We start from the raw sequence: 23,451 nt of genomic DNA, 5'->3' as shown, positions 1-23,451 counted from the left end.
CGCCCCGAGGCAAAGCCCGCCGCACCGCCGCGCGGTGGCACTGGTACCACCCCGGATGCGGATGGCAGCGGTATCGAGCGCGCGGGGGCCGGCGCGGGACGATCACGGAGACCAAACGGATTCCAGGGGGAGTTCAGACATGCACGTGTTCAAGAAGCCCGGGCGTTGGCTCACGGCCGCCGCCTGCGCCCTGCTCGCCGCGGCGGCCCTGCCCGCCGGCCCGGCGAGCGCCGCGGGTCTCACGGCCCTCACCGGCCCTGTGAGCCTCACGGGCCCCGCGGGCCGCGCGGCAGCGGTCGGCGCGACACCGCCGGTGCCCGGCCGGTACCGGCAGCAGCAGCTCGACTGGCAGCCCTGTGCGGACGGTGCGGGCGGTGCGGGCGGTGCGGGCGGATCGCTGGAGTGCGCCTCGATGTCCGTGCCGCGGGACTGGTACCACCCGGACTCCGGACCGGACCTGACGATCGCGCTCTCCCGGCACCGCGCGGCCGATCCCGCCAAGCGCCGGGGCGTGCTCATGATGGCGGCCGGCGGCCCCGGGGCCTCCGGGCTCCCCCGCCCGGCCCGGCTCGCCTCGTACAGCCCGAAGCTGGCGGCCGCCTACGACATCGTCAGCTTCGACCAGCGGGGCGTGGGGGCGAGTACGAAGGTCGTCTGCTCGGACCAGGAGGAGGTCGACGCCATGTTCGGCGGCGCCGATCTGCGGGACCGCTCGGCGGCCGCCGTCCGGCGGACCTTCGACCGCGCGCGGGCGTTCGTCCGGGCCTGCGAGCGCAACTCGGGCGGGCTGCTGCCGTACATCACCACCGACCAGGCCGTCCACGACATGGACCTGTACCGGGAGTTGCTCGGCGCGGAGCAGATCTCGTACTACGGTCCCTCGTATGCCAGCTTCCTCGGCGCGTACTACGCGACCGAATTCCCCCGCCGCGTGGAGCGGGTCGTCCTCGACAGCAACGTCGACTTCACCGGGGACTGGCAGTCCTTCCTGACCGGGCAGCCGATGAGCTTCCAGCGCCGCTTCGAACAGGACTTCCTGCCGTGGCTGGCGGCCAACGACGCCACGTACCACCAGGGGCGCACCCCCGAGGAGGCCGAGGCCTCGTACGAGCGGGTACGGGCCGCCCTGCACGACCGGCCGCTGGACGTGGAGGGGACGGTCATCACGCCCAACCACCTCGACGCGGCGGCCACGAACGCCCTGTACAACGACCGCCAGTTCGCGGATCTCGCCTCGCTCATGGCCTTCCTGGAGCATCCGGAGGAGGCTCCGGCGCAGACGCGGAAGGCGGTCGCCGGAAAACTCAAGCACCTGATGGGCGCGGAGTTCGTCGCCGACTTCTTCGCGGTCACCTGTGGGGACACCCCGTGGAACCGCGACAGCCGGTACTGGGTGGAGGAGAGCGCCGAGGCCACGCGCACCCATCCGCTGGCCGGGGCGCGGGAGTTGACGTACGCGGCGGTCTGCGCGAACTGGCCGCGCTCCAAGGCGCCGCGCATCAAGGTCACCGGGGAGGGGCTGCCGCCGGTACTGATGCTCAACTCGAAGAACGACCCGGCGACGTACTACGAGGCCGCCGTGCGCGCCCACCGGGGGCTGGCCGGATCGCGGCTGATCACCGTCGAGGGCGGCGACCACGTCCAGTTCCAGAACGGGAACGCCTGCGTCGACGCCTACGTCGAGGGCCATCTGCTGGACGGCGCCCTGCCGGCGCAGGACACCGCGTGCCCGGCCGCGCGGCGGTGATCCGGCCGCGGGAGGGAGGACCCGCCGCCGGGTGACCGGTCCTCGCCCGCCGTCCGTACGGGGGCGCCGTCACTCCTCGATGGCGCCGCCCATCCGGCGGAGGTGGCGGCGGAAGGTGTACGAGGGGTCGGCCTCGCGCAGGACCAGGTAGTCGGCGAAGGCCGTCTGGCTGCGCAGGCTCTCGCCGGCGCGGATCCGGCGGGCCTGTTCGCGCTCGGTCTCCCGGATCGCGAGCGCGGTGTCCAGGACCTCCTCGACGCGGTCGGCGGGGACGAACACCACCCCGTCGGCGTCGCCGAAGACGAAGTCCCAGCCGCCGACGAGATGCGGCCCGAACCGGGCGGTGACCAGCGCCTCGGGCTCGCGTTCGTCCAGCCGTACCGGCCCGGGCGGGTGGCTTCCGTAGCTGAAGACGGGGAGGCCGATCTCCGCCAGCTCGGGCGTGTCGCGGTGCAGCCCCCACACCACGAGGCCCGACACGCCGGCGCTCTCGGCCTCCAGCGCGGCGAGGTCGCCGACGCAGGCCTCGTCCGTCCGGCCGCCGTTGTCGATGACCAGGACGTCGCCGGGTTCGGCGGATCCGTACGCCTCCATGAACATGTCGACGCTGCCGTAGTGGCGCACCGGCAGCGCGCGCCCCGCGACCCTGTGGCCGGGCAGCACCGTGCGGATGCCGGGCGGTGCCACGCGCACCGGCACGCCGCCGCGGACGCAGGCATCGGCCACGAGCGGCGTGGACAGGTCGGTGAAGGCCTTCAGCATGCCGTCTCCCCTTCTTCTCCCGAACGGACGGCTTGGGTCAGCCACCGCTCCCCATGGTGCCTTCCCGGTCGCCCGGGCGCGGGGGTTCGGGGGACGAAGTCAGGGGATGTCGGTGTCCGAGGGCTCGGCCTCGTAGGTGTGCGGCTCGTCGCCCTGCCATGCGACGAGCTCCGAGTCGCCGAGGACCACGTCGTCGGGGTCAGGTACGCCGACCCGGCGCAGGAACTCGATCACGTCGGCGTCGTTGAAGGCCAGGCCGAGGACGGTGTCCCGGCCCTCGGCGCGCAGGGAGACGCGGCGGCCGCCGGCCGGGGCGATCGGGTGGACGAGGATCGGCGCGTGCTGCATGGCCCCAGCCTCCGCCCGGACGCCCGGCGCCGCATCCGCGGGGGCGCGGGCTGCTCCGGTCGGGTGAGGGCGGCTCACTCGGCGGCGATGCGGCCGCCGAGCCATTCCAGTGCGGGCGGGATCTCCCGTCGCCACGTGTTGAAGCCGTGGCCGCCGCTGTCGAGCGTGATCGACGAGACGCGTGCCGGGGCCTTCACCTTCGCGATGAACTTCTGCGTGTCCTTGCGGTTCGGCTCGCCCTGCTCCGAGGTGGCGACCAGGAAGGAGGACTTGCCCTGCGGCAGGTTGTCCAGGCTCCACAGCAGGTCGGATCGTTTCTCTTCGGCGCTGTTCCCGTGGAAGAGATCACCGGAGTCCCGGTCCAGCTCCGGCTTGTAGTCCGTCGACAGGCCCACTCCGGCCGCGTAGTGCTCCGGGTGCTGCAACGCGGTCTTCAGTGCGCAGTATCCCCCGGTGGAGTCCCCCATGATGGCCCAGTTCGAGGGCGAGGTGCCGACGCGGTAGGCGCCGGAGACCGCCTTGGGCAGGTCCGTACCGAAGAAGGTCTCGCTGAGCGGGCCGCCCGGCACGTCGACGCACTGGCTGTTGCGGGTCGGTATCACCGAGGGCTGCATCATCACCATGATCATCGGCGGCATCTTCTTCTGCTTGGCGAGCCTCCACGCCGTCCTCGGGTAGTCCAGCCCCTTGAGCAGGTTCTCGGCCATCCCCGGGAAACCGGTGAGCACCACGGTGGCGGGGAACTTCCTGTTCTCGTTCCCCTTCTGGAAGTACTCGGGCGGCAGGTACACGTACGCCTGGACGACGGCCTTGGACCCCTCGCCCCGCACCGTGACCTTCTCGATCTGACCGCCGATGCGGGGCGTCGCGCCGCCGGGCACGTCCGTCGGCTTCCGGCCGAGGACGCGAACCGCCGAGCCTCCGGGCGCGTCCTGGCCCAGCGAGGGCGTCGGCCGCTCCGCCCCGGCGAGGTCCGCCCAGGAACCGTAGAGCAGGAAGGTCCGGTTGGCGGTGAGGCCGACGGAGGCGAGCAGCAGCACTTGGAGCGTGAGGACGACGCCGACCCGGCCGAGCGCCGGCAGACCGCCCCGGCGGGCGAGGCGTGGCCAGAGCCACACCGCCGCGGCGAAGGCCAGCACCGTGGCGAGTGCGACGAGGGTCAGGAGCGTGCTGCTGGTGAGACTCACGGATCAGGGGAACTCTCTGCGCTGGCCGGGTCGGCACGGACCTGCGGTCCGGCGGCGCCGCTCGTACCGGCGCACAGGACTAGACAGCAACGGGAATCGATCCGTTCCCCGCTTCGCAGGAGAAGAGGAAACCGCCCACGTGCTCGCGTACCTTTTGCGCCATCCCGGCCTGCGCCGGCGCTCGTTGGTCACGCCGTGCGCCCTCGCCCGTTCCGGCCCGGCCGGAACCCGCCGGCGCCGGCTCCCGGATCCAGGGCGAACTCCAGCCAATCGCTTGACATGGGCCTGACATTTCAAGGTCCCTGTGGGACGTTCCCTGGCGTGTCTCGAAAGCTCTCTCCCCCGGCCGGTACGGAACCGCCACCGTCGGGCCGGGCGCACGCCGGCGAGGCCCCCCAAGGCCCCGCTTCACACCCCACGAGGACGTGGCGAAGAGGAGCGACAGCATGAAGATCTCGACATGGCCGGGCGCGACCGTACTGGCAGCAGCGGTGATCGTCGGCGGAGCGACGTCGGCGACGGCCCTGGGCCCCAGCGCGGATCAGCGGCTCGACGGCGTCATCGTCGTCGCCGGCAACACCTGTACGTGGACCAACGCGCGCACCAGCGCCGACGCCCCGAGCGCGCTGACCGTCGACCGCACCACCATCAACGCACCCGGCGGCAACCTCGGCTGCAACGGCGGCATCACCGCCTCCCTCAACAACAACCCCGCGTTCACCTTCGACGACGCCGCCGGCCTCGCCAAGACGGACGCCATCGACATCACGGGCAAGCAGAGCTTCATCTCCTGCCGCTACAAGGCCACGAACATCACGTGGAACCGGGACGGCGCCACCCGCAAGTACGTCAACCAGGCCTTCACCGCGACCAAGACCTCGGGCAGTTTCCTGTGCCCCGGCTCGGTCACGACGGCGGCCGGCGACGCCTCGATGCTGTTCCACTGACCCGCATCCGCACGCGCCCCAGTTCTGCCGCAGCCCCGCCCGGGGCTGCGGCAGCGCTGTTCCGACGCGGGTCAGGCCCGGATCTCCAGGGTGCAGCACTTGACGCTGCCGCCGCCCTTGAGCAGTTCGGACAGGTCCATGCCGATGGGGCGGAACCCGCGCTCACGCAGTGGTGCGGCGAGCCCCTCGGCGGCCTCGGGGAGCACCACGTTCAGGCCGTCGCTGACGGCGTTCAGCCCGAAAACGGCGGCATCCTGCGCGGACACGAGCAGCGCGTCGGGGAAGAGCGTCTCCAGGAGGGCGCGGCTGCCGGGGGCGAAGGCCTCCGGGTGGTACATGATCTCGTCCCCGTCGAGCACGGCGAGCGCGGTGTCGAGGTGGTAATAGCGCGGGTCGACCAGCTCCAGGCCGATGACGGGCCGGCCGAAGAAGGCCTCCGCCTCCTGGTGGCCGCGCTCGTCGCTGCGGAAGCCGTGACCGGCCAGGACGACGCCGTCGGTGACCAGGAAGTCGCCCTCGCCCTCGTTGACGTACTCGGGGTCGTGCAGCTCGGTGAACCCGTTCTCGCGGAACCAGTCCAGGTACGCGGGGCCTTCGGCGACGCGCTCGGCGTTGCGGAAGCGGGCGCCGAGGACGCGGCCGTCGACGACGGTGGCCCCGTTGGCCGCGTACACCATGTCGGGCAGACCGGGCACCGGATCGATCAGCTCGACGGTGTGTCCGAGCTCGCGGTACAGCTCGCGCAGCCGCTCCCACTGGAGGACGGCGAGGTCGGCGTCGACCGGCTTCTCCGGGTCCATCCAGGGGTTGATCGCGTACACCACCTCGAAGTGGGAGGGGCGGCACATCAGGTACCGGCGCGGGCGCTGTTCGCGCGGCCGGGCGGACGGCGTCGGGGCAGAGGTCATGGTCGCTCCCGGGCGGGGCCACGGTGGTGGCCGAAATGAGGGGGGTCCTTCCCGGCCGAGCTTGCGCGCCCCGGGCGAACGACAGGTGAAGCCGGCACGGCCGCCGGGGGCGCACTGCACGAGCAACTCGACGCGGAGCCGCCCCCCGGCCGTGGCGGCCGGGGGGCGGCTCCGTACGGGCGCCGGGCGGGTGGTCAGGCCTGGCAGAGGGCGCGTTCGTGGTCGACCGTGGCCGTCGCGCGGGAGTACTGCCACTGCGGGGCCAGGAGCCCGGCGTTCAGCTGGGCGGCCGCCCCCGGGCTCTCCACCACGTAGCCGAAGTCCTGGAGCCACGCCGGGTACAGGTTCTTGGAGCCGATGTAGAAGGCCGAGTCGTCGACGGAGACCACCTTGTGGTGCTGCGCGTACGGGTGGCCGTCGGCCCAGGTCGGGCTCTGGGAGCTGCGGAAGGTGGCCAGCTGGAGGTTCGAGCACATCGTGGCCTTTGCGGCGCCCTGGTCGCCGGTCAGCAGGGCGAGGCGGTCGCGCAGGGTGTCACTGATCTCCGAGAGCGACTTGATCTGCGAGTAGCCGCCGCTGCCCACGGCGCCGCGGTTGGCGGGGTCGCTGACGACGATGCGGACCTTGACGCCGGCCGCCATCCGCGCGGCCAGGGCGTCGTAGACGCGGATGTCGTAGCGGGGAAGCGGCGGGCAGGTCGCGTTGACGTCCTGCTGGGAGATCTCGATGTGCGCCTTCGCGCTGGAGATCAGCGTCCGCAGCGCGCTCTCCTCCGGGTTGACCGTGTCGTAGTCGCGGTCGGCGTTGGTGTTGTCGTGCAGGCCGACGACGCACTTGGTGTCGGGTGCGGTGGGCAGCGCGGGACGGAACGCCGAGGACGGGTCGCTCCGCTTGATGCCGACGCCGAGGCCGCCGACGGCCACGGCCGGTACGTCGCCCGGGTTCGCCGGAGGGGTGGCGGGGGCGGTGTCCTTCGCCATCGAGGGCATGCACGCGGCGCCGTTGGAGGAGGCGAACCAGACGCTGGCGATGTTGCTCTTGTTCTGACAGGTCCAGGACCACAGTTCGTCCAGGTAACGTCCCGCGGACGCGGCGGCCGGCCCGCGCAGGGCGAGGTCGACGTCGGCGACCGGGTGGGCGGTCTCCAGGTAGTCGTCCTTCCAGTCGTTGATGCCGCCGGTGATCACGGACCGGCCGTCGACCACGAGGAGCTTCGAGTGGTTCCAGGAGAACGCCGTCTTCGAGGTCGTCATCGAGGCCACGTTGAGGTCGACGTTGCGGGCGTCGGCGCCGAGCTTGGCGACGAGCTCGTCCCGGTACTTCGACGGCAGCACGTTGAGGTGGTAGACCGGGGCGGCGCCGACCAGTACGCGCACCTTGAGCTTGTTGCCGCGCGCGGCCGAGGTCTTGAGGCCCGCGACGATCGCGTCCTGGAACGCGCCGTTGGGGAACGGCGCCAGGGTCGATATGTCGACGGTCCGCGTCGCCTGGGAGACGTTCTGCGTCATCTTCGCGAGCAGCTGCTCGGTCCCCGGGCGGGCGGTGCACTTGTCGTCGCCCCAGCAACCGGGGGTCTGCAGCAGCCAGTCGGCACCGCCGGGCGTCGAGGAGTCGAGGACGTTGCCGCCGGTGCGTTCCCACACCTGGCCTTCGAGGCCGGGGGAAACCTGGCGGAGCGTCTGCTCCACCGCGTCGAGGTGGGGTGCCGGGGCGGCGGTGCCGGGGCCGGCCGCGGGGGCGGCCGCGGCCGGAACGGCGGCGAACAGGGCCAGCAGGACCGCCGGGACCGCCGCGCGTGCGGCGAGGGCTGACGGACGGTGAGCGGACGGGCGGTGCAGGGTATGGCGGTGCACGGTGACTTCCTTGCGAGAGGGATCGCCGTCGCCGCGAGGGGGCGACCGGCAAGATCAACTCGCGGAAGTTACCACCGGGTCAGAAGGCCGTGGAATTCGCACATACCGGATTCGGCCACCAAGACGCCGCCGCCACACCAGGCTGACCGAAAAGAAGCCCATCTGGCCGGATTGGACAAGTGGTCGATGGAACGACCACGATGATGCGCGCTAGATCGCGGCAGCTCAGGGGGGCAAACCGGATACATGGTGATGTTCCTCCGATCCATCCGCTACGTCCCCGTTTCCGACACCGGAGAGTTTTCGCCATGAGCTTCGGCGACCCGAACAACCCGTACGGCCAGCAGCCCCCGCAGGGTCAGCCCGGCTACCCGCAGCAGGCTCCCCAGGGCGTGCCCCCGCAGTACGGCTACCCGCAGCAGCCCCCGCAGGGCGTCCCGCCGCAGTACGGCTACCCCCAGCAGGCCCCGCAGCAGACCCCGCCGCCGTACGGCGCCTACCCGCCGCCCGGCATGCCCGGCATGCCGGGTGCGGGCATGCCGCCGCTCGCCCACTGGGGTCAGCGCTTCGGTGCCTACCTGCTCGACGGCCTGATCATCGCGGGTCCGATGTACGCCCTCGGCTTCATCGACCTGGCCACCAGCAGCGACCCCGCGAACGCCGGCCCCGGCGTGTTCTTCGTCATCGGCTGGCTGTACGCGCTGGGCATGGCCATCTTCCAGCTCTACAAGGAAGGCACCACGGGCCAGACGATCGGCAAGAAGGTCGTGGGCATCAGCCTGCGCCGCGAGGCCGACGGCGCCTTCCTCGGGTTCGGCATGGCCTTCGTCCGCAAGCTGGCCCACGTCCTCGACGGACTCCCCTGCTACATCGGCTTCCTGTGGCCGCTGTGGGACGAGAAGAAGCAGACCTTCGCCGACAAGGTGTGCAACACGGTCGTCATCCAGGTCCCCAAGAACTGAGTGCCCCGAGCTGCATACCCAGGGCTGAGACCCCAGGGACGAGGCCGCCCCTCTCCCCCCTCTCCCCACCGCCCACCCGGCAGCGGAGCTCCTCCGCTGCCGGGTGGGCGCGTGTGCGGCCCCGTCTCGGCACGGCTCGGCTCGGCTCGGCTCGGCGAACGCGCTTCCTCCGGAGGGCTGGTCGGACGGCGACGCCGTCCACGGACGGACGAGGGGGCCGGAGTGGACGAGGCGGTGGCCGCGGCTGCGGCTGCGGCTGCGGCTGCGGCTGCGGCTGCGGGCGTGCCGTTCCGGCCGGTGACGCAGGCGCCGCACGGGCCGGCCCGGGAGGAGGAGTCCGTCCGGCGGTACGGGTTGCGTCCGTCCGTCGGCCCGTCACCTCCTCGCCCTTGCCGCGTTATCGGGCTGCCGCCCTGTGGGGACGCCGACCCGGGAGGACCCCCGATGCCACGATCCGACCGGCCCCGGCCCTCCCTCCGGGCCGGGCTGCTGGCCCTCCTCGCGCTGCCGGCCCTGGCGGCCGCCCCGGCCGGGGCCGCGGCCCTGCCCGCCCCCCGGCCGGCCGCCGCAGCCGAACCGGCCCCGGCCCCGGCCGCCACATCCACCGCATCCACCACATCCACCGAGTCGACGCGCACCCGTGTTCCCGCCGCCGAGGCCGCGCTCCGCCGGCTGCTGCCGCCGCGCCACGCCCTCCAGTTCACCCTCCTGTCCTGGCCCCGCGGCGCCGACGGCCAGGACCGCTTCACGGTGTCCGGCCGGGCGGGCGCCGTCGTCGTCCGGGGCAGTACGCCCGCGACCGTGCTGACCGGGGTCGGCTGGTACCTCCGGCACGTGGCCCAGGTGGACGTCGGCTGGCCCGGCGACAGCCTGGACGCCCTTCCCGACGTCCTGCCCGGCGTCCCGCAGCCCGTCACCCGCACCGCCCTCGTCCGCCACCGGTACGCCCTCAACGACACCGACGACGGGTACGCGGGCGCGTACCGCACCTGGGAGGAGCGCCGGCGGCAGATCGACCTGCTCGCCCTGCACGGCGTCAACGAGGTACTGGTCCAGGTCGGCGCGGAGTACCCGTATTACGCGGCCCTGCGGCGGCACGGGTACACGGCGGCGGAGCTGCGCGCGTGGATCCCGGGCCCCGCGCACCAGAGCTGGTGGCTGCTGCAGAACCTGAGCGGGTTCGGCGGGCCGGTCAGCGAGCAGCTGATCGAGGAGCGGGCCGCGCTCGGCGGGCGGGTCGCCGACGAGCTGCGCGCCCTCGGCATGACCCCGGTCCTGCCCGGCTACTTCGGCACCGTGCCGCCCGGCTTCGCCGACCGCAACCCCGGCGCCCGGGTCCACCCGCAGGGCACGTGGGACGGCTTCGCCCGCCCCGACTGGCTGGATCCGTCCGGTCCCGTCTTCGCCGCGCTCGCGGCCGACTACTACGCCGCCCAGCGCGCCCGGTTCGGCGACAGCGCGGTGTACCGGATGAGCCCGCTGCACGAGGGCGGCACGGCGGCCTCCGTCGACGTGAAGGCGGCCGCGGGCGCCGTACAGCGGGCCCTCGACGCGGCGCACCCGGGGGCGATCTGGGCCGTACTGGGCTGGCAGGACGATCCGACGAGAGAACTGCTCTCCGGGGTGGACACCTCCCGGATGCTGATCGTGGACGGAATGTCCGAGCGCTACGAGAACCTGGACCGCGAGACCTCCTGGGCGCACACCCCGTACGCGCTGGGCACGATCCACAACTTCGGCGGGCACACGACGATCGGCGCCAACACCGGCGCCTGGGTCGAGCGGTTCGACCAGTGGCGGGCCAAGCCGGACAGCGCGCTGGCCGGGATCGCGTACATGCCGGAGGCGGCCGGGGCCGACCCGGCGGCCTTCGCCCTCTTCACCGATCTGGCCTGGGAGCCGCGCCCCCTGGACCGGAAGGAGTGGTTCTCCGCCTACGCGCGCCGCCGCTACGGCGCCGAGGACGGGTACGCGGCGGCCGCCTGGGAGGCGTTGCGCAGCGGCCCCTACAGCACCGGGACGGACTCGGCGCAGCCCCAGGACGGCCTGTTCACGGCCCGCCCGAGCCTGACCGCGAACAAGGCGAGCACCTGGACGCCCGGGGGCATGCGCTATCCGGCGGCATCGGTGCGCACCGCGCTGGACGCGCTGCTGAAGGTCGCGCCCCGGCTGCGCCGTTCGAGCGCGTACCGCTACGACCTCGTGGACACGACCCGTCAGGCCCTCGCCAACCACTCCCGGGTGCTGCTGCCGCAGATCAAGGCCGCGTACGGGGCCAAGGACCTGGGCCGGTTCCGGCTGCTGGTCGGGGAGTGGCAGCGCGACGAGCGGCTGCTGGCGGCCGTCACCGGATCCGACCGGCACTTCCTGTTCGGGCGGTGGACGGCCGGCGCCCGGTCCTGGGGCGCGGACGAGGCGGAGCGCGACCGCTGCGAGTACGACGTCCGCTCCCTGCTGACCACCTGGGGCCCGCGTGCCGCCGCCGAGCCGCCCTCGTCGCTGCACGACTACGCGAACCGCGAGTGGGCCGGGCTGCTGGAGGAGTTCTACGCGCCGCGCTGGGCGCGGTACTTCGCCTCGCTGGACCGGGCCCTGCTCTCGGGAGCCGCGCCGGAGGCCATCGACTGGTACGCCGTCGAGGACGCCTGGGCGCACCGTACGACCGCCCATCCGACCGAGCCGAGCGGGGATCCTTACGCCCTGGCGCGCGCCGTCGCGGACGCGCTGCCGCCCGCGGGCGCCCGGACGTGAGCGGGGCCGGTCACTCCCCCGGCCTGGGCGGGGCGAGCCGTTCGACGACCTCGGCCAGGTCCTCGCACACCCGCTCGATCTCCTCGCGGATGTTGTTCTGCTCGGTGACCAGTGCGGACAGCAGCAGCGCGGTCAGGGCCGCCGAGCCGTTGAGCGCCTGGAGGTTGACCATGATCTCGAAGAGGGAGTGGCCGGCGAACGGTCCGACCTCGTCGGTCGCCGCCGAGATCGCGAGGACGGACACGAGCAGGACGCAGGGCGCGCTCCCGGCCAGTTGGAAGCGTACGGCCGACCAGATCAGCAGCGGGAAGACGAGGAAGAGCAGCGACAGCGAGCTCCGGGTGGCCACGAAGGCGACGGCCCCGGCGGCGACGGTCAGCCCGACCGCCTCGGCGACCCGGTAGGCGTCCTGCGGCATCCCCAGCCGGGGCACGACGAGCAGCAGCGGGGTCAGCACGAGCACCCCCATCGCGTCGCCAGCCCACCACGCCGACCACACCGGCCAGAACCCGCCGGGGGCCAGGTCCCCGGTGGCCACCAGCACCGCGGTGCCGATGGACGCGCTGATCATCATCGGCACCAGTCCGCCCAGGAAGACCAGGGCCAGGCCGTCCCGGAGCCGGTCGATCTCGACGCGGAAGCCCACGCGGCGCAGCAGCAGGTACGCGCAGAGCGGCGCGAGGGTGTTCCCCGCGATGATGCCGGCGTCGGCGAGCTGGAAGGTGGCGAGGTGTTCGATGGCGAAGAACGTCCCGAGGGCGATGCCCGGCCAGATCCGCGGCCCGAACCACAGCAGGGCGGCGACGGCGATGCCGGTGGGCAGCCACAGGGGCGTCACCACCGCGCCCTCGACCTCCACGCGCAGCAGGAGGCCGATCCGTCCTGAGGCGTAGTAGGCGGTGGCGACGATGAGGATCCCGAGAAGGGTTCCGCTGAAACGTCGCCATTCCTCGGTGCGCACCACAGCATCAGACAACAACCGCCGCCTCCGGACGGTCCGTGACACGCGCTACCCGGGCGGGGGTCCTGCGGCGTCGTGGCTGAGGACGAGCACCGCCGCGTCGTCGGCGTGGCCGGTGGAATCGGCCACCTTCATGATTTCGGCGGCGATCTCGTCGGGGTCGGAGCCCGCCGCCTCCCTGACCACACGGGCCACCCGGTCGAGTCCGACGTCGATCGGGAACGAGGGTCCCTCGACCACGCCGTCGGTGAGCAGGACGATGGAGCCCGCCCGGTCGAGCCGGCGCCGGGTCACCGCGTACCGGGCCCCGGGCTCCACTCCGAGGGGCGGGCCGCCCTCGTCGTCGGTGATCCCGTAGCGGCCGTCGACCGTGGCCCAGACGGAGGGCACGTGGCCGGCCCGGGCGCTTTCGAGCTCCCAGGTCTCGGGGTCGAAGCGGAGCAGGGTGCAGGTCGCGAAGAGCTCGCAGTCCATGGACAGCAGGACGTCGTTGGCCCGGCTCAGCACCTCGCCCGGGTCCACGACGACGGTCGACACCGCGCGCACGCCGACGCGGACCTGCCCCATGAAGGCGGCGGCCTCCACGTCGTGGCCCTGTACGTCGCCGATGGAGAAGGCGAGCCCGCCTCCGGACAGCCGGAAGCCGTCGTACCAGTCACCGCCGATGTCCAGGCCGTGCCGGGCGGGCGCGTAGCGGGCCGCGCTGCGCAGCCCGGGCAGCGCGGGCAGGGAGCCCGGCAGCATCTCGCGCTGGAGGGCCTCGGCGAGCTCCACCCTGGCCAGCTGCAGTTCCGCTCCCGCGCGGGCCCGGGCGGTGAGTCGTCCCAGGGTGCTCAGGAGGTCGGCGGCGCTCACCGACTTCGGGGGGCGGCGCCGGGTCATGGACCGCTCCCGGGTGCATCCATAGGTCCCTGCTCTCGGCACTCGGCTCTCGGCTTTGGCGGCGGGCGCTGCGCCGGAGATCCGAGGACATCATATTTCCGCCATCCGGCGGTCGCGAGAGATGCGCCCCCGGGCCCCGGCACCGGCCCGGCCCGACCACGGGGCGTGAGCTATGTTTGAAGACGAGTGACATGAGAGGGAGGCCCATCGGTGTCATCGGGGCAGCAGGCACGCGCACAGGCGGCTGCGATCACGCCGAGTGGGCAGGCGCCGCCGGGCCATGAGCGGGCCCCCGGCGACCGGGTCCGCGCCCTTTTCGACGGCCACCGGCTGTCTCCGGGGCAGCGGCGGATCGCCCAGTACCTCGTCGACCACCTCACCGAGGCCGCGTTCCTCTCGATCACCGAGCTCGCGGAGCGGGTGGGCGTCAGCCAGCCGTCGGTGACACGTTTCGCCACCTCCCTCGGGTTCAGCGGCTATCCGGCCCTGCGCGACGCCCTGCAGCCGATGGCGCTGAGCGCGGTCGCGGGCTCCCCGGAGAGCCGCGAGCAGTTCCGCCGCAACGAGCTCCAGGCGGCCGTGGACGCCGAGATCGCGAACCTGGAGAACGTACGGCGCCTGCTCGCCGACACCGACCAGGTGCTCGACATCGGCCGCGAGCTGGCCCGCTCCGTGCCGCTGACCGTCCTCGGCCTGCGGATCTCGGTCTCGCTCGCGGAGTACTTCGCGTACGCGGCACGGCGGATCCACCCCGATGTCCGGCTGGTGACACGTGGAGGCAGCGTCGCCTACGACGCCCTGCTCCAGTCCCGGGAGGCCGGCGGGACCTGGGCGCTGGCCTTCGCGATGCCGCGGCACGCCAAGGAGACCCTGTCGGCGCTGCGGGCGGCCCGCAGCGCGGGGCTGAAGATCGCGCTGATCACCGACACCACGCTGGGCCCGCTGGTGGACGAGGCGGACATGGCGCTGACCGCCGGGACGGGTGCGCGGCTGGTGTTCGACTCGTACGCGGCCCCGGGGATGCTGTCGGCAGCCCTGTTGCAGGCGATGGCGGACGCCGATCCCGAGCGGACGCAAGCGCGGCTCGAAGGGTACGAGCAGGTCGCCGACCAGCACGGATTCTTCCTGTAAGGCCGATTTTCAACCGGTCCGGGGCAGTCCACTTTCACGCCCCGTGGTCGTATGTAATTTTTCATTCTCTTGTCTACTCGACGGTATATATGTTTACTAAGCAGCGCGCCGGATCCACGGACGCCAAGGAGAGCGACCCCACGCCCTCCCAGAACGGACACCCGCGCGGGACGGCTCCTCCTCACGCCCCGCGCCGGGTGCCCGTTCCCGGCACCGGTATCCACCAGAGCGCTTGTGGCGGCCTCGGTCAACCCCTGGGCCGAGGCCGCCCACCAACGTCTCGATCAGAGTTCGACACCATTCGGAAGCGACGAGAATGCGCCAGACGGTCTCCACCACGCTCAGCCCGGACTGGCCCTGCCAGGTCAAGGCCCCCGGCACCCACGACTGGGAACGCACGGCCATGCGCTGGCTGCGCGATCTGCTCCCGGCCCGCTACGGCAGCTACTCGACGCTGACCCGCAGCCCCGCCCTCCTCACCCGGCACGCCCAGCTCCAGCTCCAGCACGAGATGCGCGCGGTCCGGGTCGCCCTGGAGACCAGCCGGGCCGAACTGCCCTCGATGGGCGTGGCCGAGATCGTCATCGAGAGCTCGATCCGGATGTACGCCGTCGAACTCCAGCAGCTGGGCCGCCTCTCCCGCGCGGTACGCCTCGTCGGCGACGCGCTGCGCGTCACACAGAGCTGACGCCTTTCCCGTCACGGGGCCAGCGGGACCGTCCCGTCCCATGACAGGCTCTCCCGTATGAAAATCCTGACAGTCGGTGCCGGCGCCGTGGGCGGCTGGTTCGGCGCCCGTCTCGCACACGCCGGGCAGGACGTCACCTTCCTGGTCCGCCGGGAGCGGGCCGCCGTGCTGCGCGAGCGCGGGCTGCGGGTGACGGGCCTCGGCGAAGACCTCACGCTCACTCCCGAGTTGGTGACCGCGGACGCGCTGTCGCGCCCGTACGACCTCGTCCTGCTGTCGGTGAAGTCCACGGCGCTCGACCGCGCCGCCAAGGACCTGGCCCCGGCGGTCGGGCCGGGGACCGCGATCGTGCCGCTGCTGAACGGCATGGCCCATCTCGAACACCTCACGGACCGCTTCGGCGGGGCGCCGGTCCTCGGCGGGGTCGCCAAGGTGGTCACCACCCTGAACGAGCACGGCGACATCGTGCGCATGGCCCCGCCGTCCGTCGTGGTCACCGGTGAGCTCGACGGCCGGCCCTCCGCCCGCGTGGACGCCGTGCGCGCCGTGCTGAGCGGGGCGGGCATCGACAGCCCCGAGACCGCGGACGTCGTCGGCTCGATGTGGCACAAGTGGGTGTTCATCAGCACCCTGGCGGCCGTCACCTGCCTGGGGCGCGGCTCCGTCGGCGAGGTCGGCGCCGTGCCCGGTGGGGCCGGGCTCGGGCGGGCGGTACTCGCCGAGGCGGCGGCCGTCTCGGCCGCGGCGGGCCATCCCGTGCCGGACGCCGAGCTCGCCTTCACGGCCCATACGGTGACCACGCCCGGCTCCCCGCTCACCCCGTCGATGTACCGGGACCTGGTCGCCGGCCTCCCCACGGAGGTGGAGCACGTGTTCGGCGACCTGACCGCCCGGGCCCGCGCGCTCGCCGTGCCCACCCCGCTGCTGGACCTCGCCACCCTGCAGCTGCGGGTACACCAACGGCGGGCATCCCCCGGGGCGTGACCTCGGGGGCGGTCCGTCGTTGAACACGGCGGTCAAGCGAAGTGCACCAGCGAAGTCCCGGGTCTCCCCGCGAGGCCCGGGACTTCGTGCGTTCGCGCGCGTGGACCCTCCCGCCGATCCGGCCGGCCGGGGCCCCTGGAACGGAACCCGCTGGTCAGGGGGGACGGCGGGTGACAGACTGAGACGGCTTCAGGTCGACCCAGGAGGACACATGGCACAAGAGTCGGACACCCCGCAGGACGAATCGCCGGCCGAGGAGGCCAAGCGCAAGTTCCGGGAGGCCCTTGACCGCAACGCCCGCAGTGCCCACGCACAGCAGGCTCACCAGAGCCGGGCGAAGATCCAGGGCGCCAGCGGTGGCGCGGGCGGCAAGAACAAGAAGACCCGCCGCAAGACGGGCTGACCGCCCGCGGTCGCCTCCACGGCGACGCCCTGAAGATGCCGGGGCCGTCTCCAGCTCACAGAGCCGGAGACGGCCCCTTTCGCATACCTGGTCACGGGGACGCGCTGGGCCACTCGGGTGACAGGCGATAACCAAGCGCGCGGATTGCAGTTGATCAGCTCGTCCCGCCGGGGGCAGCCATCCCATGCAACAGTGCGACAGAAGGAACCTCCTCATGCTCAAGAAGATCATGGCCACCACTGCGGTCACCGCCTCCGTGCTGGGCTTCGGTGCCGCGGTCGCCGCCCCGGCGATGGCGATCGGCAACGACAACGGCATCAACACGGTCAACGGCAACGACTCCGCGCAGATCTACGGCAACCAGGAGACCAAGGGCGCGATGAGCCCGCAGCTCAGCCTGGTCCAGGGCTCGCTCAACAAGCTCTGCGTCGGCCTGCCGGCGAAGGTCAACGCCCAGTCGCTGGTGGCCGTCCTCGCCAACATCGGCGTCCAGGACGTCAACGTCCTGTCCAACCCGATGAACCAGCAGTGCACCGAGAACTCCACCCAGGCCAAGGGCGACGAGTCGCTCTCCCACATCGTGGACAACATCCCGGTCCTCTCCGGCAACCTCTCCGCCGGCAGCTGACCGCTCCTGGGCGACCGGCAGGGCCCGTACGCGCGATGGCGCGTACGGGCCCTGCCCGTTTGCCGGAGCGGGCGCCCCGGATGTTGTCCGAAACGGATGAATGATGGTCTAGACCTTGACAGGTCCAGACCAGCTTCGCTTCAGTGGCCAGGAATGCCCCCCACGGCAATTCCCCCCACTGAAGGAGCAGTTACGTGATACGTGCGCTTCGCCGCCGAGCACTCGCCCTGGCCGCCGCCACTGCCGCCACCATCGGCCTCGCGGTCGCCCTCCCCTCCTCGCCCGCCGCCGCGGCCGCGGCCTGCGTCACCCCGTGGACCTCGTCCGCCGTCTACACGAACGGCATGAGCGCCTCGTACAGCGGGCACAACTGGCAGGCCAAGTGGTGGACGCAGGGCGAGACGCCCGGCACCACCGGGCAGTGGGGCGTCTGGTCCGACCTCGGCACCTGCGGCGGTGGCGGCGGCCAGGACCCGGATCCCGGCAACCCGTCCGGATTCGTGGTCTCCCAGGCCCAGTTCAACCAGATGTTCCCGAACCGGAACCCCTTCTACACCTACAACGGCCTGGTCGCGGCCCTGTCGGCGTACCCCGGCTTCGCCAACACCGGTGACGACACCGTCAAGCGGCGCGAGGCGGCGGCGTTCCTGGCGAACGTCTCGCACGAGACGGGCGGGCTCGTGTACATCGTGGAGCAGAACACCGCCAACTACCCCCACTACTGCGACGCGAGCCAGCCGTACGGCTGCCCCGCCGGCCAGGCCGCCTACTACGGCCGCGGCCCGATCCAGCTCAGCTGGAACTTCAACTACAAGGCCGCCGGTGACGCCCTCGGCATCAACCTGCTCGCCAACCCGTACCTCGTGGAGCAGGATCCGGCGGTCGCCATGAAGACCGCCCTCTGGTACTGGAACACCCAGAACGGCCCGGGCACGATGACCGCCCACGCCGCCATGGTCAACGGAGCCGGGTTCGGCGAGACGATCCGCTCCATCAACGGCTCCCTGGAGTGCAACGGCGGCAACCCCGCCCAGGTCCAGAGCCGGATCAACGCCTACCAGTCCTTCACGCAGATCCTGGGCGTGAGCCCGGGCGGCAACCTCGGCTGCTGAGGCCGCTCCCCGCCGGGGCCACCGCCCCGCGCTCCCTCAGCGGGTGCGCAGGGTGGTGGCCAGCTGGGCACGGGAGCGCACGTCGAGCTTCTGGTAGATCCGGGTCAGCCGGGCCTCGACGGTCTTGACGCTGACGAACAGCTTCGCGGCCGCCTCCTGGTTGCTGGCGCCCTCCGCCACGAGCAGGGCGAGACGGGTCTCCGCCTCGGTCAGCGCCGCCAGGGCCACGCCCGCGCCGCCGCGCGGGGCGGGTCCCGGCTCCGGGTTCTCCGCGGCGAGTTCGGCCCAGGGCTTCGCGCCGGCCGCGGTGAACACCTCGGCGGCGGCCCGCAGCGCGGCGCGGGCGGGGGCGCGCCGGCGCCGGCGCCGTTCCACCCGGGCCAGGGCGAGCAGCGTACGGCCGCGCTCCACCGGGAGTTCGAGCGCGGCAAACCGCCGCGCCGTGGCCTCCAGCAGGTCCACGGCAGCGTCGGCCTCGCCGTGCGCGGAGAGGCACAGGCCGCGGGCCCGGTCGAGCGCGGCGACCACGGCGGTGCGGCCGAGGCCGAGGGCCACCGTACGGACGGCGCCGAGCAGTTCGGCGGCCTCGTCGGGCGCGTCGGCGGCGACCAGCGCCTCGGCCAGCTCTCCGTGCCAGCGCAGGATCGAGGGGTCGACGACCTGCTGGGCCGCCTCCAGTTCGGCGACCCGGCGCAGGGTGGCCACGGCTCTGGCTGCCTCCCCGGTCGCCAGCTCGGTCAGGCCGAGCGCGTACAGGCTGCGCGAGAGGAACACCTGGTCGTGTTCCTCCTCGGAGGCCTGGATGCCGCGCCGGGCGTAACCGGCGGCGCGGGCGAAGCTGCCGCCCATGGCCTCGGCCATCGCGGAGGCGTACCAGGCGGGGCCGGGCGAGAGGCCCGCCTCGATGGTGAGTTCGAGGGCGCGGCGGGCGTGCGCGGACGCGGACGTGCACCGGCCGCGGCGCAGTTCCACCTCGGTGAGGCTGCGCAGGACCTCGAAGACGTCCTCCGCGGATCCGGTGCGCCGGACGACGGGGAGCAGGACGAGGAGCTGGCGGCGGGCGTCGTCGAGGCGGTCGTCGAACAGGGCGTGCCGTACGGCGAGGTACTGCGGCGCGTTGCGCATGCCGAGCGGTACCTCGGGGGCGGGCAGGGCCAGCGCTTCGGCCAGGATGTCCTCGGCGTCGGGGTCCCCGAGGATGCGGCCCATCCGGGCCCGCACGGTCAGGGCCATGGCCTCGGCGACCTGGTCGCCGCCGAGGGCGGCGAGCGCGCCGGCCTCGGCCGCTGCGTCGCGGGAGCGTACGGGGTCGCCGTCGCTGAGGTTGTACTTCGTGGCGATGCGCAGCTGTACGGCCGCCTGGAGGGCGGGGTCCCCGGCGGCGTCGTCCATGGCGTGCGCGAAGGTCTCGTCGAGGGCGGCGAGGGCCTGTCCCGCGGCGTCGATCACCGCGAGCCGGGCCCGTACCCGGTCGGCGGGCGAGGCGTCTCGGGCCAGTACGGCGCGGGTGGCGCGGCGGGCGAGGTCGGCGCGGCCGGCCCAGCCGGCGTCCTCGGCGGCGGCGACGAGGCGGGCGAGTTCGTCCCCGGGGCGGTTGGTCGGCGTACGTTCGGCGGCGAGCAGGCCGAGTTCGGCGGCCAGGGCGCGCTGGCCGCGTCTGCGGCAGGCCGCGGCGGCCTCGGTGATCTCGGCGGCGAGCCACTCGTCGGGGGTGTCCACGGCCAGGGCGCGGTGGCGTACGGCCTGGACGGGGTCGTCGACGGCGGCGGCGAGCGCGGAGTGTCCGGCGGCGCGTTCCGGCCATCCGGCGTCGGCGGCCAGGGCCATGGGCAGGGCCCCGGCGGTGAAGGCGACGGCGCCGTCCTCCCCCACGGTGACCAGTGCGGCCCGTTCGGCTTCGGCGAGTTCGGCCTCGGCGTCGGGGCGCCCGGCCCGGCGCAGCAGGGCGGTGGTCGGGCGGGCCGCGAGGGCGGCGAGCAGCAGGGTGCGGCGCGCGGGGGCCGGGGCTTCGGCGAGGAGCCGGCGGGCGACCTCGCGGGCCTGGCCGGACAGGGGCAGGGGGTCGGCGTGGTGGGCGCTGGCGTCGCGGGCCTCGGCGGCTTCGGCGAGGGAGTGGCCGAGGGCGAGGGCGAGGCGCGGGTTTCCGCCGCTGGCCTGGTGGATGCGGCCGGCGAGGCGGGCGGGGAGGCCGTGGCGGGCGAGGAGTTCGGCGACCTCGTCGGCGCCGAGCGCGGGGACGCGGATCGCGGGGGCGCCGGGGCCGCACAGGGGGCCGCCGACGGGGGCGCCGCCCTGGACGCATTCGGCCACGAGGACCCGTACCCGGGGCGGGGTCAGCCGCAGGGCGAACCGGAGCAGATCGGTGCTTTCCGCGTCCAGCCACTGGGCGTTGTCGAGGACGAGCAGGACGGGGGTGCGGGCGGCGAGGGTGCGCAGGACCTCGACGACGGCGAGGCGCAGCGCCACGTGGTCGCGGCCGGCGCGGGGTGCGTCGGTCTCCCGGCGCAGCAGGGCGATGGCGGTGCGCTGGGGTCCGGAGAGCCGTTCCAGCGCGGAACAGGGCACGGAGGCGAGGAGTGCGGCGGCGGAGGCTTCCGGTATCCACTGGTCGGCGGCCTCGGGGGCGAGGCGGAGCACGGTCTCGTGGCGGGCCGCGGCCGCGGCCGCGACGGCGCCTGCTACCTCGGTCTTGCCCGCGCCGGCGGGTCCGGTGAGGAAGGCCCGCCCGTGCGTGGTCAGCGCGCGTTCGACCTCCTTGATCAGTTCACCGTGTCCGACGGTCGTGTCAGCGTTCCCCGTCGCCGCCACCACGCACAGCCACCAGCCTCTCGTCCCCACTTCTGTGCATCTCCTGTGAGACGCGACAATACGAGGTCGGATGCCGGGTGGACCCGGATTGTGACGCAGAATTCAGTCAGCTGTCGGGAAACGGCTGCGGACCTGCCGATACGAGGTGTATCGGCAGGTCCGCGGGCTCATTGGTCCGTACGTGAGCGTCTGGCCGGTGCGGCCTGGGGGCCGCGACCGTCAGGTCCTCAGAAGCCGAGGCTCCAGGAGTCGATGAAGCCGGTGTCGCCGCCCGCGTTGTCGTTGACGCGGAGCTTCCAGGTGCCGTTGGCGACCTCGGAGGAGGCGTTCACGGTGTACTGCTGGTTGATGTTGGCGGTGCCGCCGCCCGCACGGTTGTGCAGGGTGTAGACGGAGCCGTCCGGGGCGACCAGGTCGACCTTCAGGTCACCGATGTACGTGTGCACGATGTTCACGTTCACCTTGAGCGCGGCCGGGGCGTTGCCCGCGACTCCGCTGACGGTGATCGGGCTCTCGACGGTGGTGTTGTCGAGGATGTTCACGTTCGTACCGTTCTCGAAGCCCGGGGCGGGCGCCGAGGTGACGGCGGTGATGGTCGCGGCCGCGTCGGCGATGCCGGTGCCGCAGCCGCCGGTGCAGGTGCCGGGCAGCGGGCGGGCGTTGGCCTTGATGGCCGACTCGACCTGCGCCGGGGTCAGCGAGGGCTTGGCGGCGACGACGAGCGCGGCGAGGCCCGCGATGTGCGGGGCGGCCATGCTGGTGCCCTGGTAGGGCTTGTAGATCTCGGAGCCCGGGGTGGTGGCGCCGTTGTTCAGCGTGGAGAGGATGCCGTTCTCGGGGGTGGTGACGGTGCCGGGCGTGTCGGTGGCGCGGCGGGTCTCACCGCCCGGCGCGGAGACGTCGACGCGGCTGCCGAAGTTCGAGTAGAACGAGCGGTCGCCGGTGCGGTTGGTGGCGGCCACGGAGACCACGTTGTTGCAGCTGGCGGGCGAGAAGCCGGACGCGTCCGCGTTGCTGTTGCCGGCGGCGACCACGACCGTGGTGCCGCGGGCGACGGCCGCGTTGATGGCGTTCTGGTAGCTGGAGGTGCAGGCGCCGGAGCCGCCGAGGCTCATGTTGATGACCTTGGCGGGGGTGGCGTTCGCCGGGACGCCCGCGACGGTGCCGCCGGAGGCCCAGGTGATGGCGTCGACGATGTCGGAGGTGGTGCCGCCGCACTTGCCGAGCACGCGGACGGGCTGGATCTTCGCGTTGTACGCGATGCCCGCGACGCCCTTGGCGTTGTTGGTGGCGGCGGCGATGGTGCCCGCGACGTGGGTGCCGTGCCAGGAGGAGCCGCTGGCCGGGGAGCCGGTGCCGCACTCGCCGGCCGCGCTCCAGTCGCCCGCGTCGGCGGGGTTGTTGTCGCGGCCGTTGCCGTCACGGGCGCCGGCGGCGTCGGAGATGAAGTCGTAGCCGGCGACGATGTTCGAGGCGACGTCGGAGTGGGCCACGTAGCCGGTGTCGATCACGGCGACGGTGACGCCGGAGCCGGTCGTCTTGTCCCAGGCGGCAGGAACGTTCATGCCGCCGGTGGGCTCGAAGAGGTCCCACTGCTTGGAGTACTCGGTGTCGTTCGGGGTGGCCATCGCGTAGGCGCGGGAGTCGGCCTCGACGTACGCGACGTCCGGGTCGGCACGGAACTGGGCCATCACGTCGGCCGCGGCGGCCGGGGCGACGGAGCCGCCCAGGTTGACGAGGGCGGCACCGGTGCCGAGACGGCGGTCGAACTTCGCCTTCTTGCCGGCCTTCTTGCCCTTGGCGGTCGCGTCGTCCGCGGCGGCCTTGTTGGAGCTGGCCTCGGTGGCCGAGGACTTGTAGCCGACGATCAGGTTCTGCACCGGAGCGGCGTCCGGAGCGGCCGGCGCCCCCGCGGCCGGCAGGGTGGAGGCGGCGGCCGGGGCCGGAGCGGGCTCCGAGCCGGCGAGGGCCACGGAAGCGGTGGCGGAGCCGGCGAGCAGGGTGACGGACATCGCCACCACGGATATGAGCCTGCTTCGTCTCGTTGCGTGCACGGTGTTCCCTTTCGCGGGCCGTTTCCGGGCAAGCCGGAGCGGGCGGTTGGAGCTGTGTGGGAGGTGAACCGGCGGCTACGGGGCCGGGGACGGGGCGGTCAATCCCGTCCCGGCCACCGCTGCTCGCCGCGTTGCCCCGGCCGCTTCGGCGGGGCTGGGGCAACGGCGGTGCGGGCGATCGGCCCGCCCGGACGGCTTCACACCATGTGGGGTTGGCGCGGGGTCCGTTCGGAGCGGGAGAGATCGCCGGTGGGCAGACAGTAGGCAACGCGAGGATGAACCCGATACAGGGAAAACCCTTGTCCCCACCCCTGCCGCCCCCCTGACACCTCCCC

Annotated in this window: 19 protein-coding genes; 10 read left to right on the top strand and 9 right to left on the bottom strand. The window is 73.0% G+C overall.

All coding sequences use genetic code 11. From position 1 onward, the window contains the following. Positions 1-139: 139 nt before the first annotated feature. Positions 140-1,747 carry an alpha/beta hydrolase gene (locus tag ADK52_RS25785; protein ID WP_078988593.1) on the top strand — a complete coding sequence of 536 codons (1,608 nt, stop codon included), beginning with the start codon at positions 140-142 and terminating at the stop codon, positions 1,745-1,747. A gap of 69 nt (positions 1,748-1,816) precedes the next feature. Here ADK52_RS25785 and ADK52_RS25780 read toward each other — a convergent pair whose 3' ends face one another. The 3 genes from ADK52_RS25780 to ADK52_RS25770 all read right to left on the bottom strand — a co-directional run bounded on the left by ADK52_RS25780 (position 1,817) and on the right by ADK52_RS25770 (position 4,044). Beyond that, positions 1,817-2,509 carry an RraA family protein gene (locus ADK52_RS25780; RefSeq protein ID WP_053692218.1) on the bottom strand — a complete coding sequence of 231 codons (693 nt, stop codon included), beginning with the start codon at positions 2,507-2,509 and terminating at the stop codon, positions 1,817-1,819. A gap of 99 nt (positions 2,510-2,608) precedes the next feature. Further along, positions 2,609-2,857 (bottom strand): hypothetical protein, encoded by a 249-nt coding sequence (locus ADK52_RS25775; protein WP_053692217.1) that lies wholly within the window; start codon positions 2,855-2,857, stop codon positions 2,609-2,611. A 74-nt stretch (positions 2,858-2,931) separates the two neighbouring features. Further along, entirely contained in the window at positions 2,932-4,044 is a 1,113-nt protein-coding gene (locus tag ADK52_RS25770; RefSeq protein ID WP_053692216.1) for an alpha/beta hydrolase, read from the bottom strand. Positions 4,045-4,490: 446 nt separating this feature from the next. Here ADK52_RS25770 and ADK52_RS25765 point away from each other — a divergent pair, with 446 nt between their 5' ends. Then, positions 4,491-4,991: a hypothetical protein gene (locus ADK52_RS25765; RefSeq protein ID WP_053692215.1), complete on the top strand. Its 501-nt coding sequence runs from the start codon at positions 4,491-4,493 to the stop codon at positions 4,989-4,991. Between the two features lie 71 nt (positions 4,992-5,062). Here ADK52_RS25765 and ddaH read toward each other — a convergent pair whose 3' ends face one another. Beyond that, on the bottom strand, positions 5,063-5,899 hold the full coding sequence (ddaH, locus tag ADK52_RS25760) for a dimethylargininase (RefSeq protein ID WP_053692214.1): 837 nt from the start codon (positions 5,897-5,899) through the stop codon (positions 5,063-5,065). Positions 5,900-6,093: 194 nt separating this feature from the next. Next, on the bottom strand, positions 6,094-7,752 hold the full coding sequence (locus ADK52_RS25755; protein ID WP_234344235.1) for a phospholipase D-like domain-containing protein: 1,659 nt from the start codon (positions 7,750-7,752) through the stop codon (positions 6,094-6,096). 308 nt (positions 7,753-8,060) lie between these two features. Here ADK52_RS25755 and ADK52_RS25750 point away from each other — a divergent pair, with 308 nt between their 5' ends. Together ADK52_RS25750 and ADK52_RS25745 are read left to right on the top strand one after the other, a co-directional pair. Then, positions 8,061-8,714, top strand: coding sequence for an RDD family protein (locus tag ADK52_RS25750; RefSeq protein WP_053692213.1), 654 nt, complete (start codon positions 8,061-8,063; stop codon positions 8,712-8,714). Positions 8,715-9,158: 444 nt separating this feature from the next. After that, the gene (locus tag ADK52_RS25745; protein ID WP_053692212.1) at positions 9,159-11,465 is read left to right on the top strand and encodes an alpha-N-acetylglucosaminidase TIM-barrel domain-containing protein; all 2,307 of its coding nucleotides are present in this window, start codon (positions 9,159-9,161) and stop codon (positions 11,463-11,465) included. A 10-nt stretch (positions 11,466-11,475) separates the two neighbouring features. On the opposite strand, the gene ADK52_RS25740 is transcribed toward ADK52_RS25745, so the two are convergent. Together ADK52_RS25740 and ADK52_RS25735 are read right to left on the bottom strand one after the other, a co-directional pair. Next, entirely contained in the window at positions 11,476-12,429 is a 954-nt protein-coding gene (locus ADK52_RS25740) for an MASE1 domain-containing protein (protein ID WP_053692211.1), read from the bottom strand. A 45-nt stretch (positions 12,430-12,474) separates the two neighbouring features. Continuing rightward, positions 12,475-13,308, bottom strand: a complete 834-nt coding sequence (locus ADK52_RS25735; RefSeq protein ID WP_053692210.1) for a PP2C family protein-serine/threonine phosphatase — start codon at positions 13,306-13,308, stop codon at positions 12,475-12,477. A 210-nt stretch (positions 13,309-13,518) separates the two neighbouring features. Here ADK52_RS25735 and ADK52_RS25730 point away from each other — a divergent pair, with 210 nt between their 5' ends. The 6 genes from ADK52_RS25730 to ADK52_RS25705 all read left to right on the top strand — a co-directional run bounded on the left by ADK52_RS25730 (position 13,519) and on the right by ADK52_RS25705 (position 18,254). Then, positions 13,519-14,439 carry a MurR/RpiR family transcriptional regulator gene (locus ADK52_RS25730; RefSeq protein ID WP_053692209.1) on the top strand — a complete coding sequence of 307 codons (921 nt, stop codon included), beginning with the start codon at positions 13,519-13,521 and terminating at the stop codon, positions 14,437-14,439. Positions 14,440-14,755: 316 nt separating this feature from the next. Next, the gene (locus ADK52_RS25725; RefSeq protein WP_030160958.1) at positions 14,756-15,127 is read left to right on the top strand and encodes a hypothetical protein; all 372 of its coding nucleotides are present in this window, start codon (positions 14,756-14,758) and stop codon (positions 15,125-15,127) included. Between the two features lie 57 nt (positions 15,128-15,184). After that, entirely contained in the window at positions 15,185-16,111 is a 927-nt protein-coding gene (locus tag ADK52_RS25720) for a ketopantoate reductase family protein (RefSeq protein WP_053692208.1), read from the top strand. A 211-nt stretch (positions 16,112-16,322) separates the two neighbouring features. Further along, entirely contained in the window at positions 16,323-16,514 is a 192-nt protein-coding gene (locus tag ADK52_RS25715) for a DUF5302 domain-containing protein (protein ID WP_030160954.1), read from the top strand. Between the two features lie 214 nt (positions 16,515-16,728). Beyond that, complete coding sequence (locus ADK52_RS25710; RefSeq protein ID WP_053692207.1) at positions 16,729-17,142, top strand: rodlin; 414 nt, start codon at positions 16,729-16,731, stop codon at positions 17,140-17,142. A gap of 194 nt (positions 17,143-17,336) precedes the next feature. After that, positions 17,337-18,254, top strand: a complete 918-nt coding sequence (locus tag ADK52_RS25705) for a glycoside hydrolase family 19 protein (protein WP_053692206.1) — start codon at positions 17,337-17,339, stop codon at positions 18,252-18,254. Between the two features lie 36 nt (positions 18,255-18,290). On the opposite strand, the gene ADK52_RS25700 is transcribed toward ADK52_RS25705, so the two are convergent. Together ADK52_RS25700 and ADK52_RS25695 are read right to left on the bottom strand one after the other, a co-directional pair. After that, positions 18,291-21,092, bottom strand: coding sequence for a helix-turn-helix transcriptional regulator (locus ADK52_RS25700; protein WP_234344233.1), 2,802 nt, complete (start codon positions 21,090-21,092; stop codon positions 18,291-18,293). Between the two features lie 197 nt (positions 21,093-21,289). Further along, positions 21,290-23,074 carry a S8 family peptidase gene (locus ADK52_RS25695; protein ID WP_053692204.1) on the bottom strand — a complete coding sequence of 595 codons (1,785 nt, stop codon included), beginning with the start codon at positions 23,072-23,074 and terminating at the stop codon, positions 21,290-21,292. Positions 23,075-23,451 lie beyond the last annotated feature (377 nt).

Origin of the sequence: Streptomyces sp. WM6372, assembly GCF_001279655.1 — a bacterium.
In the GTDB taxonomy this organism is placed as follows: domain Bacteria; phylum Actinomycetota; class Actinomycetes; order Streptomycetales; family Streptomycetaceae; genus Streptomyces.
This window is presented reverse-complemented; position numbering and strand designations above follow the sequence as displayed.